Origin of the sequence: Streptomyces sp. E11-3, from assembly GCF_046540415.1 — a bacterium.
Lineage (GTDB): Bacteria > Actinomycetota > Actinomycetes > Streptomycetales > Streptomycetaceae > Streptomyces.
On sequence record NZ_JAZGRL010000002.1, the window covers coordinates 407,329 to 422,527 of the forward strand.

Annotated in this window: 16 protein-coding genes; 4 read left to right on the forward strand and 12 right to left on the reverse strand. The window is 70.8% G+C overall.

Features of this window, described 5'->3' with window-relative positions:
• The first annotated feature begins 70 nt into the window (after positions 1–70).
• The 3 genes from U9R90_RS20615 to U9R90_RS20625 all read left to right on the forward strand — a co-directional run bounded on the left by U9R90_RS20615 (position 71) and on the right by U9R90_RS20625 (position 2,689).
• Positions 71–964, forward strand: a complete 894-nt coding sequence (locus tag U9R90_RS20615) for a metalloregulator ArsR/SmtB family transcription factor (protein ID WP_411058123.1) — start codon at positions 71–73, stop codon at positions 962–964.
• Positions 961–1,584, forward strand: a complete 624-nt coding sequence (locus tag U9R90_RS20620) for a dihydrofolate reductase family protein (RefSeq protein WP_411058124.1) — start codon at positions 961–963, stop codon at positions 1,582–1,584. The genes U9R90_RS20615 and U9R90_RS20620 overlap by 4 nt, the downstream gene beginning before the upstream one ends.
• 181 nt (positions 1,585–1,765) lie before the next feature.
• On the forward strand, positions 1,766–2,689 hold the full coding sequence (locus U9R90_RS20625) for a hypothetical protein (protein WP_411058125.1): 924 nt from the start codon (positions 1,766–1,768) through the stop codon (positions 2,687–2,689).
• Positions 2,690–2,715: 26 nt separating this feature from the next.
• Here the strand turns inward: U9R90_RS20625 and U9R90_RS20630 are convergent, their stop codons facing one another.
• The 5 genes from U9R90_RS20630 to U9R90_RS20650 form a co-directional block, all read right to left on the reverse strand.
• On the reverse strand, positions 2,716–4,002 hold the full coding sequence (locus U9R90_RS20630; RefSeq protein ID WP_411058126.1) for a DUF6986 family protein: 1,287 nt from the start codon (positions 4,000–4,002) through the stop codon (positions 2,716–2,718).
• Between the two features lie 152 nt (positions 4,003–4,154).
• Positions 4,155–5,117 carry an electron transfer flavoprotein subunit alpha/FixB family protein gene (locus tag U9R90_RS20635; RefSeq protein WP_411058127.1) on the reverse strand — a complete coding sequence of 321 codons (963 nt, stop codon included), beginning with the start codon at positions 5,115–5,117 and terminating at the stop codon, positions 4,155–4,157.
• Between the two features lie 59 nt (positions 5,118–5,176).
• Positions 5,177–5,962: an electron transfer flavoprotein subunit beta/FixA family protein gene (locus tag U9R90_RS20640; protein ID WP_411058128.1), complete on the reverse strand. Its 786-nt coding sequence runs from the start codon at positions 5,960–5,962 to the stop codon at positions 5,177–5,179.
• Between the two features lie 208 nt (positions 5,963–6,170).
• Positions 6,171–6,692 (reverse strand): flavin reductase family protein, encoded by a 522-nt coding sequence (locus tag U9R90_RS20645; RefSeq protein ID WP_411058129.1) that lies wholly within the window; start codon positions 6,690–6,692, stop codon positions 6,171–6,173.
• Positions 6,693–6,858: 166 nt separating this feature from the next.
• Positions 6,859–7,179: a TlpA family protein disulfide reductase gene (locus tag U9R90_RS20650; RefSeq protein ID WP_411058130.1), complete on the reverse strand. Its 321-nt coding sequence runs from the start codon at positions 7,177–7,179 to the stop codon at positions 6,859–6,861.
• 251 nt (positions 7,180–7,430) lie between these two features.
• Between U9R90_RS20650 and U9R90_RS20655 the strand changes: the two genes are divergently transcribed.
• Positions 7,431–8,159, forward strand: a complete 729-nt coding sequence (locus U9R90_RS20655) for a lysophospholipid acyltransferase family protein (protein ID WP_411058131.1) — start codon at positions 7,431–7,433, stop codon at positions 8,157–8,159.
• Positions 8,160–8,184: 25 nt separating this feature from the next.
• Here U9R90_RS20655 and U9R90_RS20660 read toward each other — a convergent pair whose 3' ends face one another.
• The 7 genes from U9R90_RS20660 to U9R90_RS20690 all read right to left on the reverse strand — a co-directional run bounded on the left by U9R90_RS20660 (position 8,185) and on the right by U9R90_RS20690 (position 15,179).
• Positions 8,185–8,877 carry a B3/4 domain-containing protein gene (locus tag U9R90_RS20660; protein WP_411058132.1) on the reverse strand — a complete coding sequence of 231 codons (693 nt, stop codon included), beginning with the start codon at positions 8,875–8,877 and terminating at the stop codon, positions 8,185–8,187.
• 22 nt (positions 8,878–8,899) lie between these two features.
• Complete coding sequence (locus U9R90_RS20665; protein WP_411058133.1) at positions 8,900–9,517, reverse strand: transglutaminase domain-containing protein; 618 nt, start codon at positions 9,515–9,517, stop codon at positions 8,900–8,902.
• Positions 9,518–9,592: 75 nt separating this feature from the next.
• Positions 9,593–10,663 (reverse strand): threonine aldolase family protein, encoded by a 1,071-nt coding sequence (locus U9R90_RS20670; RefSeq protein WP_411059755.1) that lies wholly within the window; start codon positions 10,661–10,663, stop codon positions 9,593–9,595.
• The gene (locus U9R90_RS20675; protein WP_411058134.1) at positions 10,660–11,415 is read right to left on the reverse strand and encodes an SDR family NAD(P)-dependent oxidoreductase; all 756 of its coding nucleotides are present in this window, start codon (positions 11,413–11,415) and stop codon (positions 10,660–10,662) included. The genes U9R90_RS20670 and U9R90_RS20675 overlap by 4 nt, the downstream gene beginning before the upstream one ends.
• 26 nt (positions 11,416–11,441) lie before the next feature.
• Positions 11,442–12,839: a DUF6421 family protein gene (locus U9R90_RS20680; protein ID WP_411058135.1), complete on the reverse strand. Its 1,398-nt coding sequence runs from the start codon at positions 12,837–12,839 to the stop codon at positions 11,442–11,444.
• Between the two features lie 81 nt (positions 12,840–12,920).
• Complete coding sequence (locus U9R90_RS20685) at positions 12,921–13,928, reverse strand: alpha/beta hydrolase (RefSeq protein ID WP_411058136.1); 1,008 nt, start codon at positions 13,926–13,928, stop codon at positions 12,921–12,923.
• 114 nt (positions 13,929–14,042) lie between these two features.
• Positions 14,043–15,179, reverse strand: a complete 1,137-nt coding sequence (locus U9R90_RS20690; RefSeq protein ID WP_411058137.1) for an LLM class flavin-dependent oxidoreductase — start codon at positions 15,177–15,179, stop codon at positions 14,043–14,045.
• Between the last annotated feature and the right edge of the window lie 20 nt (positions 15,180–15,199).

A 15,199-nucleotide genomic window follows, 5' to 3' on the forward strand; every position in this document is an offset into this window, starting at 1 on the left:
CCGACGCGGCCTGACCGATCTGTAAGTTATTCCTTGACACGAATATTCTCTGTAGAGAATACTCGCCTCCATGGACGTACTCCTCGCCGCACTGGCCGACCCGGCCCGCTGGCGGCTCGTGAGCTTGTTGGCCGAGCGCCCCCGCTCGGTCGGTGTCCTCGCCCAGCTCGCCGAGGCACGCCAGCCGCAGACGACCAAACATCTGCAGACCCTCGAGCGCGCCGGTGTCGTCACCTCGCAGCGCACCGGCCAGCGCCGCGTCTACGCGCTCCGGCCCGTTGCCCTGCGGGACTTGGCGGCTGCGCTCAACCGGCTCGCCGACACCGCGGACCAGGTCGGTGGCCCGCGTACGACCTACCACCGCCACGGGCTCAGCCTCGACGCGGAGCGGCTCGCCGCACAGGAGTCGGGGTGGGCCGACGGCCGCTCGTTCCGGTTCCTGCGGTCGCTGACAGGGCGCCCCGAGCTGGTTTGGCGCCACCTGACCGAGGCCTCGCTGCTCGCCCGCTGGTGGACGCCCGACGACCTGCGCGTCTCCGAGCTCGTCTTCGAGGCGCGACCGGGTGGGCGGATCGTCCAGGAGTACCGCGACGCCGAGGACGCCGACGGCTCCGACCTGGTCGCCGGGCGCGCGGAAGGAATCGTCGACGCCGCGCGCCCCGGTGAGCACCTCGCCTACCGGCTCTCCCCGCTGCTTCCCGACGGCGGCCTCGCCTTCACCGCCCACGTCGACTTCGACCTCCGGCCCACCGACACCGACACCAACACCGGCACCGGCACCGGCACCGGCACGGACCTCGACGTCCGCTGGCGGATCACCGACAGCACGGTCGACTCCGCGGACTTCATCGCAGGCATCGAGATCGGCTTCGGCCAGAGCCTCGACAAACTCGCGGCGGCCCTTGCCGCGGACTCGCACGACATCGACAGGACCGGCAGCACCGACACAGGGAGTACGAAATGACGGAGCAGACCGCTGGCCGCAGAGTCGTCGCCAACATCAGCCTCTCCCTCGACGGCCACTACGACGGGCCAGGCGCCCCCACGAACATGGCCTGGGTGATGCCGTACGCCGTCACCGACGTCGCCCGCGACCACCTGACCAGCCTCTGGAAGCCGGCGACAACGGCCCTGCTCGGGCGGGTCAACGCCGAGGGGTTCCTCGCCTTCTGGCCCACCGTCATCGGAATGGAGGGCGCCGACCCGCGCGACGAGGGCTTCGCGAAGTGGCTCGTCGACGCGGACAAGGTGGTCCTCTCCTCCACCCTCCGCCAGGCGCCGTGGGAGCGGACGACGATCGTCGACAAGCCGACCGCCGAGGTCGTCGCGGACCTCAAGGCCACCGAAGGCGGCGACATTCTCGTGCTCTCCAGCGCGAGCGTCATCAAGGCGCTGCTGGAGGCCGACCAGGTCGACCGGCTGGCGATCACGATCTTCCCGGTCTTCCTCAGCGGTGGGCCGCGCCTCTTCGACGACGGACTGCCCACGGGTCAGTGGGAGCTCGTCAGCCAGGCCGCCGGCGAGCACGGCACGTTGGCTCTCGTCTACGACCGAGTCCGCGCGGGGCGCCCGACGGCCCCCTGAGCACCTGTCCAGCCCGGTGTTCGGGCGGCCGCCGAACGGCTTCTCAGCTCGCCGACACGGCCGAGAGGGGCGAGCCTTGGCCCGCCCCCGCTCGTATCGTCTGGGACACGCGCCCCACGCGTGCAGCCGCACCTCGCCGGGCACGCGAGGGCGGCCGCGACACCCGCCCGACAGGAGGACCGTGCCCAGCGACCGCTCGCTCACCGCGCTCGGGCTGCACACCGCGCCGCTCAGTGACCCCCTGACGTACCCCGGCGCCACCCCCGACGCCTCCGGGCTCCTGGTCCAGGGCCACTACCTGCGCCTCATTCCCGTACGCGGCCGACGCCTCGGGCAGTGGTGGGTGGAGAGCGCCGCCGACGGGGGCCAAGTGCCCCTGGATCACGTGCTGTTGCGCCACGACCGGGTCGACGCCGGGGCCCGCGTACCGGTGCTCGCGGTCGGGTCGAACGCGGCTCCGGCGCAGCTGCACCACAAGTTCACGCGCCGGGGTGTGCTGGGCGCGGTGCCGATGGTCAAGGCCGTCGTCACCGGCCTCCGCTCGGGGGTGTCGGCGCACGTCGGGCGGGCGGGATACGTACCGGCCACATCCGTCCTGGCGGCGGGCGCCCCGTCCACACTCACGCTCTCCTGGCTCACCGAAGCCCAACTCGCCGTGCTGGACGGCACCGAGCTCCACTACAACCGCGTACTGCTGCCCGGCGCGCGGTTCCCCGTCGAGTTGCCCTCGGGGGAACGGCTCGGCGGCTGTCAGGCCTACGTGAGCAAGCACGGCTGCCTCCTCGCGGACGACGGCGCGCCGCTCGCCCTGCTCCCGCAGCGCGAGTTGCTGACCGTTCTGCTCGAACGGTCAGCCGCGCTACGGGAGTTGCTCGGCCGTACGCCAGAAGCCGCGGTGGCGCGGGCGGCCGCCGACGAGGCCGTACGGGAGGCCGCTCGGCGGATCTTCGCGACCGAGGGGCAGATCGGGCGCCAGCCGGAGCTCGAAGCGCTTGCAGCCCTTGAATCACTCGAAGCACTCGGCACGCCCAACCGGTGGGGTCCCGCCTACGACGAGCTGCCGCCCCTCGCCTTGCCGGACCCCGCGCCGCCACCCGCCGCGTGAACGGACACCAGCGCCCTGGGCGGTAACTACCGCGAGGCCGTGAGGTCCGCGCGACGCGGCGCCGAGAAGCCCTCCAGGTCGGCGCGGGTCAGACCGGTGAGGCGGGCGACCTCGGCGATGTCCAGCGCGCCGCAGTCCAGGCCGCGCAGCAGATAGCCGCTGAGCGCCTTGGCGGTGGCGGGCTCGTCCATCACGTCGCCGTCCACGTGGTTGGCGTACGCGGCGAGGCGGGCGGCAGCGGTCTCGAAGCCCTCGCGGTAGAAGGCGAAGACGGCGGCGTACCGGGTGGGGATGTGCGCCGGGTGCATGTCCCAGCCCTGGTAGTAGGCGCGGGCCAGGGCGCGACGGGTGAGGTCGTAGTGGAGCTTCCAGGCCTGGTGGACGTGCTCGGTCGAGCCGACCGGCAGGACGTTGGTGGAGCCGTCCGAGACGCGTACGCCGGTACCCGCGGCGGCGACCTGCATGATCGCCTTGGCGTGGTCGGCGGCCGGGTGGTCGCTGGCCTGGTAGGCGGCGCTGACGCCGAGGCAGGCGCTGTAGTCGAAGGTGCCGTAGTGCAGGCCGGTGGCGCGGCCATCGGCGGCGTCGATCATGCGGGCGACGGTGGCGGTGCCGTCGGCGGCCAGGATGGACTGGCTGGTCTCGATCTGGATCTCGAAGCCGATCCGGCCCGCTGCCAGGCCGCGCGCCTTCTCGAACTCCTCGACCAGGCGCACCATCGCGGTCACCTGCTCGGTGTACGTCACCTTCGGCAGCGTCAGTACGAGGCCGTCGGGCAGGCCGCCGGCCTCCATCAGGCCGGTGAGGAAGATGTCCAGGGTGCGGATGCCGCGGTCGCGGACCGGGGCCTCCATGCACTTCATCCGGATGCCCATGTACGGGGCGGCGGTGCCGTTCTTGTACGCCTCGGCGATCAGGCGGGCCGCGCGGGCGGCGTCGGCGTCCTCGTCGGCGCCCTGGTAGCCGTCCTCGAAGTCCACGCGGAGGTCTTCGATCGGCTCGCGTTCGAGCTTGGCGCGTACCCGGTCGTAGACGGGGGCGGCCAGCTCGTCGCTCAGGCCGACGACCTTGGCGAAGGTGGCGGCGTCCGGGGCGTGCTGGTCCAGGGCCGTCAGGGCCTTGTCGCCCCAGGTGCGTACGGTGTCGGCCGCGAAGGCGTCGCCGGGTACGTAGACGGTGTGGACCGGCTGGCGGGTGCCCGGGTCGCCGGGGTAGCGGCGCGCGAGCTCCGCGTCCACCGGGGCGAGCGACGCGCTGATGCCCTCGCTGACCGCTCCTGCGAGGCTCGTCGCCACCTGCTCTTGCTGACCCATCCCTACACCCTCCATATTTCCGCTTCACGGAATCAATAATCCGTATGGCGAATTTATCCGGGCGACTGATCCGCGTCAATGGTCTCCCACAACGGCTCGGGGCCGCGCGGTGAGGATCACCACGCGGCCCCGGGCCGTGAAAACCTCGCAGGTCAGCCCTTGCGGGTGTCGACCTCTTCGGTCAGCTGCGGGACGACCTCGAAGAGGTCGCCGACCACGCCGTAGTCGACCAGGTCGAAGATCGGGGCCTCGGCGTCCTTGTTGATGGCCACGATGGTCTTCGAGGTCTGCATACCGGCCCGGTGCTGGATCGCGCCGGAGATGCCCGAGGCGATGTACAGCTGCGGCGAGACCGACTTGCCGGTCTGGCCGACCTGGCTGGCGTGCGGGTACCAGCCGGCGTCCACCGCGGCGCGCGAGGCGCCGACGGCCGCGCCCAGCGAGTCGGCGAGCGACTCGATGATCGCGAAGTTCTCGGCACCGTTGACGCCACGGCCACCGGAGACCACGATCGCGGCCTCGGTCAGCTCGGGGCGGCCGGTCGACTCGCGCGGGGTGCGCGAGGTGACCTTGGTGCCGGTGGCCTTCTCGGAGAAGGACACGGCCAGCGCCTCGACGGCGCCCGCGGCCGGGGCGGCCTCGACCGCGGCCGAGTTCGGCTTCACGGTGATGACCGGGGTGCCCTTGGAGACACGGGACTTGGTGGTGTAGGCGGCGGCGAACACCGACTGGGTGGCGACCGGACCCTCGTCGCCGACCTCGAGGTCGATGGCGTCGGTGATGATGCCGGAGCCGATACGGACCGCGAGGCGGGCCGCGATCTCCTTGCCCTCGGCGGAGGACGGGACCAGTACGGCGGCCGGGGAGACCGCGTCGTACGCGGCCTGCAGCGCGTCCACCTTCGGTACGACGAGGTACTCGGCGAACTCGGGCGCGTCGGCGGTGAGGACCTTGACCGCGCCGTGCTCGGCCAGCGTGGCGGCGGTGTCGGCGGCGCCGTTGCCGAGGGCGACGGCGACCGGCTCGCCGACACGGCGGGCCAGCGTCAGCAGCTCCAGGGTGGGCTTGCGGACGGCACCGTCCACGTGGTCGACATAGACGAGAACTTCAGCCATGGGACTTCAATCTCCTGCGAATGCGAAGAATCTGGGGGCAGTTGGGGGCTCAGCGAGCCTTAGATGAACTTCTGGCTCGCGAGGAACTCGGCCAGCTGCTTGCCGCCCTCGCCCTCGTCCTTGACGATCGTTCCCGCCGTACGGGCCGGACGCTCGGCCGCGGAGTCGACCTTGGTCCAGGCACCCTCCAGGCCGACCTGCTCGGCCTCCAGGTCCAGGTCGTCCAGGTCCAGCGACTCGACCGGCTTCTTCTTGGCGGCCATGATGCCCTTGAAGGACGGGTAGCGGGCCTCGCCCGACTGGTCGGTGACCGACACGACGGCCGGCAGCGACGCCTCGAGCTGCTCGGTGGCGGTGTCGCCGTCCCGGCGACCCTTGACCACGCCGTCCTCGACAGAGACCTCGGAGAGCAGGGTGACCTGCGGGACGCCCAGGCGCTCGGCGAGGATGGCCGGGAGGACACCCATGGTGCCGTCGGTGGAGGCCATACCGGCGATGACCAGGTCGTAGCCGGTCTTCTCGATGGCCTTGGCCAGCACCAGCGAGGTGCCCATCACGTCGGTGCCGTGCAGGTCGTCGTCCTCGACGTGGACGGCCTTGTCGGCACCCATGGACAGCGCCTTGCGCAGCGCGTCCTTGGCGTCCTCAGGGCCGACGGTCAGCACGGTGATCTCCGCGTCGTCCGCCTCGTCGGCGATCTGCAGTGCCTGCTCGACCGCGTACTCGTCGAGCTCCGACAGCAGGCCGTCCACGTCCTCGCGGTCGACGGTCAGGTCATCGGCGAAGTGCCGGTCGCCGGTGGCGTCGGGCACGTACTTCACACAGACAACGATCCTCAAGCTCACGCCGGCTCTCCTACTGCATCGTCTTTTCGGGCTGCCCCTCTTACAGGCAGCATATGCGCCTGAAGCGGCCGATCCCGATCGGGGCGGCCCGCGCTCCGATCGAAATATTACTCACCAGTACACCCAGGTCTTTCCCGGTAAGCAAGCGCTTTGAACTGTGACCTTGACAACGCCTCGGAAGCACGCTCCCGAACAGCGCTCAGGCAGGTCAGTCGCGTAGCGCGGTGAAGCCGCCCTGGTGGTAGAGCAGCGGGCGGCCCGCTCCCGCCGGGTCGCCGGTGACTACCTCGGCGAGCACCAGCCGGTGGTCGCCCGCGGGCACCCGCGCCACCACCCGGCAGACCAGCCAGGCCAGTACGCCGTCGAGGATCGGCACGCCTTCGGGGCCCGTGCGGTAACGGGTCGGCGCGGCGAAACGGTCGGCGCCACTGCGCGCGAAGGTGGCGGCGAGCTCGCGCTGGTGCTCGCCGAGCACATGGACACCGACGTATTCGGCCGCTTCGACGACCGGCCAGCTGGAGGACCCGGTGCCGATCCCGAAGGAGACCAGCGGCGGCTCGGCGGCGACCGAGGTCAGCGAGGTGGCCGTGAAGCCAACCGGCCCCGCGCCCTGCGCGGTGATCACGGCGACCCCCGCCGCGTGCCGCCGGAAGACGGAGCGCAGCAGGTCGGCGGAGCGCGGCAGGCCGGTGGCGGGCTGCGCGGTGGCGAGCTCGGATGGCGCCGTCATCGGGTGGCCCCTCCGCCGTCGGGTACGCGCTCCACGGGGCCGTACGCGCGGAACGGGAGCTGTATCGGCATCCCGCAAGGCTCGCGAGGTCGGGTGGTCGCGGTCAAGTGAGCCTCCGTAGATGCGGGCAAGATCACGGGCCGCACGCGCACGGCCGTGCGGGGCCTCATACGGCCGCGCCCAGCGCGGCGATCACGTCGGCCTTGCGGGGCTGGCCCGTAGCTCGGCGGATGATGCGGCCTTCGGCATTGAGGACCAGGACGGTCGGGGTGCGCTGGATTTCCAGTTCACGCACCAGGGCCAGCTGCTGTTCGGCGTCGACCTCGATGTGGGCGACGCCGGGGACCAGGTCGGCCACCTCCGCGAGGATGCGCCGGGTGGCTCGGCAGGGTTGGCAGAACGCGGTGGAGAACTGTACGAGGGTGGCCCGCTCACCCGGTTCCGCGCCAAGTTCCCCGCTGCCGAGCACCCTGCCGTCGTCGCTCACCCTGCCGCCCTTCGCCGTACCCCGCACGCCCGTCGCCAGGCGCTCTCGTCGTATTCTGCAGCGTTCAATGAAGCGCGGAGATTCCCCTGGCCCGCGACCCGGCGTGACGAGAATCTCCCTGCTCAAAGCCGTTAGGGGTGGCCCCCCGGCCCGCAATGGGGCACGATCTGCCCATCGCCCGTAACCTACGGATCCGTAACTTCCCGCCGGGGATACCCGTTCCCAGGCGCACAGAAGGGTTTCACCCGCCCATGGCAGAACTCGTCTACCGCCCGGTCATCGGTGCTGCGCTCACCGTGTTCAAGGCACTGGACCTGAAGATCGACTGCAAGGGCTCGGAGAACTTCCCCCGGTCAGGCGGGGCCGTACTCGTCAGTAACCACATCGGCTACATGGACTTCATCTTCGCGGGGCTCGCGGCCCGGCCGCAGAAGCGTCTGGTGCGCTTCATGGCCAAGGAGTCGGTGTTCCGGAACAAGATCGCCGGTCCGCTGATGCGCGGGATGAAGCATATTCCGGTGGATCGCAAGCAGGGCGAGGCGGCGTATGCGCACGCTCTGGAGTCGCTGCGCAGCGGGGAGATCATCGGGGTCTTCCCGGAGGCCACGATCTCCCAGTCCTTCACCCTGAAGAGCTTCAAGTCGGGTGCGGCGCGGATGGCCCAGGAGGCCGGGGTCCCGCTGATCCCGGTGGCTCTGTGGGGCACCCAGCGGCTGTGGACCAAGGGCCGTTCACGCAACCTCAAGCGCAGCCACATCCCGGTGACGATCCGGGTCGGCGAGCCGCTTGAGGCCCCCGGCGACCAGTACGCGGGAGCGATCACCCGGCGGCTGCGGGAGCGGATGCAGGAGCTCCTGGAGGCCGCGCAGCGCGCCTACCCGGTACGCCCCGGCGGCCCGAACGACACCTGGTGGGTACCGGCCCACCTCGGCGGCACCGCGCCGACCCCGGCGCAGGTACGTGAGGCCGAGGCGGGCTGACCTCGCCCTACTCCGGGGCCTCGCCCTACTCCGGGGCGCGGACGGAGATCCGCGCCCCGGGGCTGAACTTCTCCAGTAGCTCGGCGAGTTCGGCGCCGGCCCGCTCCAGGTCCGCGACCGGCATCGGCGCCAGGGACTCCAGCAGGAAGACCGCCCGTACGGTGTCCTCGGTCAGCCGCGTGCGCGGGCCCTGGCGCCAGTTCCAGCGTCGGCAGGTCACCCCCGCGTCATCGCACCAGACGACCTCGCCGGTGTCCGGGTGCTCGATCGCCCGCTCCCCCGCCGCGACGGTGACGAACTCCTCGTCGCCCGTGGCGCGCACCAGCCGCATCCCGCCCTGGATACGGTCGGTGTCCTCGCCGCCGACCGGGATCAGATGGGCCACGCTGATCGCGTTGTAGAGGTCGACCAGCAGGTTGATCCGGGGCAGGCCCGCGTCCGACAGTGCGCGCTTGGCGAGCGCCTCGGCGGAGTTGCGGGTACGCGAGGGCTTGGAGCCGAACGCCGTGTACGCCTCCCGCCAGGCGGCCATGTGCGGGTCCTCGTGCGGGGCGCGGCCGCCGAGGCGTTCGGTGAGCCGCCGCGCCGCGTCGTCCAGGAGCGCCGAACTCTCGTCGGTGCTGGGGCCGTTGACGAGTCCGGTGGCCTCGATGGCGAGATGGGTGAAGCCCGGGGCGAGGGCGCGTACGTCGTCGGACACGGTGAGTGTGAGGGTCATCGGCTGCCTTGATCTCGGGGCGTCAGAGCGCGGCGGGGAGGGTCTGCCAGAGGTGCGGTCGGTCCGGAGCCGCCCGCAGCGCCTCCAGCACAACCGGGTGCGGTACATCGTAGAGTACTGGATAGTCCAGCTCACTGCACTCTGCTCGCGGTGTCCACGCCAGCCGCTCACCCTCGACGGAGAACTGCGCGTCGATCCCCCGGACATTGCCGCGCGGGTCCTGCCGGTGCCAGGCGCCGCCCAGCCGCACGGCGACCAGGCCGTGCACGCTGAACCCGCTCGCGGGGTCGTCCCCGAGCGTCAGGCGCTGGTAGCACAGGGCGGCGGGGATCGACTCGGTACGCAGCAGGGCGGCCAGGGCATGGGCCTTGGCGAAGCAGATTCCGGTGCGCTGAGTGAGTACGTCCGAGGCGCGCCAGGTGACGCGCGGGTCGCCCGCGTCGGCGGAGTGCGGAATGGTGTCGCGTACGAACTCGAAGGCGGCCTTGGCGTATGCATATGCATCGTCTACATCGCCTGCATCGGCCGCTTCCGTACGCAGTCGGGCGGCCGTCTCGACGATCAGCGGGTGGGCATGGTCGATGACCTCGTCGGCGACCAAGTAGGCGGACAGGTCAGGGTTTTGCTGGATCAGCTCCATGCCGGGTGAGCATAAGGACGCGACCGACCGGAAGACAATACCTTTCCGGTCGGTCGCATACCTATACGGTGATGGCTACTTGGCCATCTCCTCCTTGAGCGCGGCGAGGAAGCCGTCCACGTCGTCCTCGGTGGTGTCGTAGGAGCACATCCACCGGACGTCCCCGGCGGCCTCGTCCCAGAAGTAGAAGCGGTAGCGCTTCTGCAGCCGCTCACTCACGTCGTGCGGCAGCCGGGCGAAGACCGCGTTGGCCTGCACCGGGTAGAGGATCTCCACGCCGCCGACCGCACGCACCCCGTCGGCCAGGCGCCTGGCCATCTCGTTGGCGTGCCGGGCGTTGCGCAGCCACAGGTCCTTGGCGAGCAGCGCCTCCAGCTGCACGGAGACGAAGCGCATCTTGGAGGCCAGCTGCATCGACAGCTTGCGCAGATGCTTCATATGCCGCACGGCGTCCGGGTTGAGCACCACGATCGCCTCGCCGAAGACCATGCCGTTCTTGGTGCCGCCGAAGGAGACGACGTCCACCCCGGCCCGGTTGGTGAAGGTGCGCATCGGCACGTCGAGGGAGGCCGCGGCGTTGGCTATCCGGGCTCCGTCCAGGTGCACCTTCATCCCGAGCTGATGTGCGTGGTCGCAGATCGCGCGGATCTCCTCGGGCGTGTACACGGTCCCGAGTTCGGTGTTCTGTGCGATCGAGACGACCTGCGGCATGGCGCGGTGCTCGTCGTCCCAGCCGAACGCCTCGCGGTCGATCAGCTCGGGGGTGAGCTTGCCGTCCGGGGTCGGCACGGTGAGCAGCTTCAGGCCGCCGACCCGCTCCGGCGCGCCGCCCTCGTCCACGTTGATGTGGGCGCTCTCGGCGCAGATGACCGCGCCCCAGCGGTCGGTGAGCGCCTGCAGGGCGGTGACGTTGGAGCCGGTGCCGTTGAAGACCGGGAAGGCCTCGGCCGTACCGCCGAAGTGCCCGCGGATGATCTGCTGCAGATGTGCGGTGTACTCGTCCTCGCCGTAGGCGACCTGGTGGCCGCCGTTGGCGAGGGCGAGCGCGGCGAGCACCTCGGGGTGCGCGCCGGCGTAGTTGTCACTGGCGAAGCCCCGGATATCCGGATCGTGATGCCGTCTGGCGTCGGTCTTCGGCGGATTCACGGCTTCTCGGTCAGCCACAGGCGATTTCCGTTCACTTCCCCGGCGGGCCGCTCCCAGACTCCGGCGATGGCCTGGGCCAGCTCCTTGACGTCGGTGAAGCCCGCGAACTTCGCGTTGGGCCGCTCGGCGCGCATGGCGTCGTGGACCAGCGCCTTGATCACCAGGATGGTAGCCGCGGAGGTCGGGCCGCTCTCGCCCCCCGCCTTGCGGAACGCGTCCCCCATCGCCAGGGTCCACGCCTCGGCGGCCGCCTTGGCCGCCGCGTAGGCCGCGTTGCCCGCCGTGGGCTTGCTCGCGCCCGCGGCGCTGACCAGCACATAGCGGCCGCGGTCGCTGCGCTGCAGCCCGTCGTGGAAGGCCAGCGAGGTGTGCTGGACGGTGCGGATCAGGAGCTTCTCAAGGAAGTCCCAGTCGGCGAGGTCGGTCTCGGCGAAGGAGGCGCTGCCGCGCCAGCCGCCGACGAGGTGCACCAGGCCGTCGATACGGCCGAACTCCTTCTCCGTACGCATAGCCCAGTCGCGGGCCGCGTCCAGGTCCATCAGGTCGACGGTGTCACCCGTGACCGTGGCGCCGCCGTGCGCGTAGCGGGCCGCGTCCACGGCCTCCGCGAGCCGCTGGGCGTCCGCGTCGGACGCCACGACGGTGGCCCCCGCCTCCGCGAGCTGGAGCAGTGTGGCGCGCCCTGCCGGGCCGGCGGCTCCCGCCACCGCGATCACCGCACCACTGAGTGCGCCATTGCCGTTGCCGTTCATGGTCCTCACCTCCGGGCCGCGGGCGGTCATGCGGCCACTCGCTGGGCGTCTTCCGCGGTGATCCCCTTGGTGGCGGCGATCACGGCCTTGAGTTTCTTGGAGAGCGCCTCATAGAACATGCTCAGCGGAAACTCGTCCGGAAGCACGTCGTCGACGAGCTTGCGCGGCGGCAGGGTCAGGTCCAGGGCGTCCGGGCCCTTGGCCCAGCGCGATCCGGGGTGCGGGGCGAGGTACTGGGAGACCAGGTCGTAGGCGGCGAACCAGTGGACCAGCTTGGGGCGGTCGATGCCCGCCCGGTAGAGCTCCTCGATGTCGGCGCAGAGCTGGTTGGTGACCTGCGGCGCCCGCTCCCAGTCGATCTTCAGGGTGTTGTCGGTCCAGCGCACCACGTCGTGCTTGTGGAGGTACGCGAAGAGCAGCTGGCCGCCGAGTCCGTCGTAGTTGCGGACCCGCTCGCCGGAGACGGGGAAGCGGAACATGCGGTCGAAGAGCACCGCGTACTGCACGTCGCGGGCCTGCGGGACGCCGTCGGCCTCCAGCTTCACGGCCTCCTTGAAGGCGGTGAGGTCACAGCGCAGCTCCTCCAGGCCGTACATCCAGAACGGCTGCCGCTGCTTGATCATGAAGGGGTCGAAGGGCAGGTCGCCGTGGCTGTGGGTGCGGTCGTGGACCATGTCCCACAGGACGAAGGCCTCCTGGCAGCGCTGCTGGTCGCCGACCATCTCGCGGATGTCGTCGGGCAGTTCGAGGCCCAGGATGTCCACGGAGGCCTCGGTGACCTTGCGGAAGCGCGCCGCCTCGCGGTCACAGAAGATCCCGCCCCAGCTGAAGCGCGCGGGCGCCTCACGCACGGCGATCGTCTCGGGGAAGAGCACCGCGGAGTGGGTGTCGTATCCGGAGGTGAAGTCCTCGAAGGTGATCCCGCAGAACAGCGGGTTGTCGTAGCGCGTACGCTCCAGCTCCGCCAGCCACTCGGGCCACACCATGCGCAGGACGACGGCTTCCAGGTTCCGGTCCGGGTTGCCGTTCTGGGTGTACATGGGGAAGACGACGAGGTGCTGGCGTCCGTCCGCGCGCTGGGCCGCGGGCTGGAAGGCGAGCAGCGAGTCCAGGAAGTCGGGGATCTGGAAGCCGTCGTCCGCCCAGCGGCGCAGGTCGGCGACGAGCGCCTGGTGGTACGCCTCGTTGTGCGGGAGCAGCGGGGCCAGCTCCTCTACGGCGGCTATGACGCGGCCGACGGTGCCTTCGGCGGTGGCCTTCTCCGGTGCGCCCTCGGCGTCGAAGTCGATCGAGCCGTCCTTGGACTGCCACGGCCTGATCTGCTCCACGGCATCCTTGAGCACGGGCCAGGCAGGATGCTCGACCACCCTCACCGCGGGAGGAAGAGTCCCCTCCGTAGCGGCCTGCACAAGAATTTCCGTCATAACACTTCCTCCACGGGAGAACCTCACGTACGCACACCGTATGCGGGTGAGGTTCTCCCCCACAAGTGGGGCCTGAGGAAATTATCCTGCGACACCCCCCGTTCCACGGAAGTTTTTCCTGTTGCCCAGGGGGTGGTCGAGGTCGTTCAGCGCCGTCACCACACCGGCCAGTGCGGTACGAGCGTCCTCCAGCAGCTCGGGGAAGCCGAGGAAGCCGTGGAACATCCCCGGGAAGTGACCCTCGGTGACCGGTACACCCGCCTCGCGCAGCTTCGCCGCGTACGCCCGGCCCTCGTCGCACAGCGGGTCGCAGCCCGCGGTGACGACATGGGCGGGCGGCAGTCCGGTGAGGTCACCCCGCAGCGGTGAGATGTGCGGGTGGGCGGGGTCGCCCCCGCCGCCGAGGTACTGCCTGCCGAACCAGGCCATGTGCGCCGAGGTCAGGAAGTACCCGCTGGCGTTGCGGGTGCGCGACTGCCCGTCGTACGTCATGTCGGTGGACGGGTAGACGAGGACCTGCAGGCCGATCGCCGGGCCGCCCCGGTCCCGGGCGATCTGCGCCACGACGGCGGCGAGGTTGCCACCCGCGCTGTCCCCCGCGACGGCCAGCGGACCGGGGTCACCGCCGAGCTCCGCCAGGTGCGCGGCCACCCAGCGCACGGCGGCGTAGGCGTCGTCCACGGCGGCCGGGAAGGGGTGCTCAGGGGCCAGCCGGTAGTCCACCGAGACCACGGCGGCGCCCGCGTGGCGGCAGAGCTGGCGTGCGGTGCCGTCGTGGCTGTCGAGGTCGCACAGGACCCAGCCGCCGCCGTGGAAGAACACCAGGGTGGGCCGTGGCCCCGGCGCGTCGGCGGGGTCCGGCAGATAGACCCGTACGGGGATCTCGGGCGCCCCCTCGGGGCCCGGGATGGTCCGGTCCTCGACCGAGCCGACCTGCAGTGGCTGCCACGGCGGCTCGGGCGCGGCGGCCAGGATACGGCGCGCCTCGGCCGCGTCCGTGACGGTGTTCCCCAGGTCGGGGAAGACGGCGCTGATCAGGTCGACCAGACCCCGGACATCGGGGGCCAGCCGGTCGTCCGCCAGGCTCATCGGGCTTCCTCCAGACTCATCGGGCTCCCCTTGGGCTCATCGGACTTCCTCCGCGCTCATCGGGCTCCCCTGGGCTCATCGGGCTTCCTCCGCGCTCATCGGACTCCTCTGGGCTCATCGGGCTTCCTCCTCGGCTTCGCGGAAGTGCGGGATGACTTTCTCGCCCCACTGCCGGATGGTCTCCAGGCAGGCCCGCTGCGGCACCGTGCCCATCTGGATCAGGCACATCACTTCGTCGGCGCCCGCGTCTCGGAGCCGCTCGACATAGGCGATGGCGTCGTCGGCGGTGCCGTAGGCGTGGTCGGCGTTGAAGGTCGCGGTCGAGTTGGGGCGTACCGGAATGTGGTGCTCGTGCAGCCGTGCCACGACCTGCTCGGCGGCCCTGCGCATCTCCGCGGCCTCGTCCGTGCCCTCGACGACGGCCTCGTCGGGGATGCCTGCCCCGCCGTACCAGTGGCCGATGGACTGGGCGAAGAACCGCTGCCCGCGGATGCCGATGCGCTGTGCCGTGTCACGGTCGTCCAGGACGATCGTCGGACAGAGTACGGAGAAGTGGTCGTTGGCGACAGAGGACACGAAGCGCTCGCCGGTACGCGCGGCCACGGCCGCGTCGTACGCCGCCCGCATCTCAGCGGTCGACTCGGGCCCCGCGAAGCCCATCACCAGGGCGCCGATGCCGAGTTCGGCGGCCTGGGTGAGGGTTTCGGTACGGCTGCAGGCCAGGAAGAGCGGGGGGTGCGGGCGCTGCTCGGGGCGCGGCAGGATCGGGTGCGGGTCGATGTCGAGCAGCTCGCCGTGGTGCTCCAGCTCGTCCTGCTGCCACGCCTTGCCGATGATCCGCAGCGCCTCCTCGACCTCCTGGGTCGTACGTTCCTTGTCGACACCGCACAGCGAGGTCTCCTGCGTGGTGCCTCCGCGCCCCGCGCCCAGGTCGAGCCGGCCACCACTGAGCAGGTCGAGCATGGCGGCCCGCTCGGCGACGCGTACGGGGTGGTTGAAACGGAACGGCATACAGACGACGCCGTGGCCGATCCTGATGCGGCTGGTCCGCGCGGCGACCCAGCTCAGGAAGATCTCCGGCGCACTCATGTGCGCGTACCACTTCAGGGAGTGGTGCTCGACCGCCCAGACACGGTCGAACCCCATCTCCTCGGCGAAGACCGCCTGTTCCACGCAGTCACGGATGACCTGGTGCTCACGTTCGACGGTCGGGTCGGCCAGCTGTGCCTCGAAGATCACCGAGAACTTCACACTGCCTCCAGGGAGTTGGA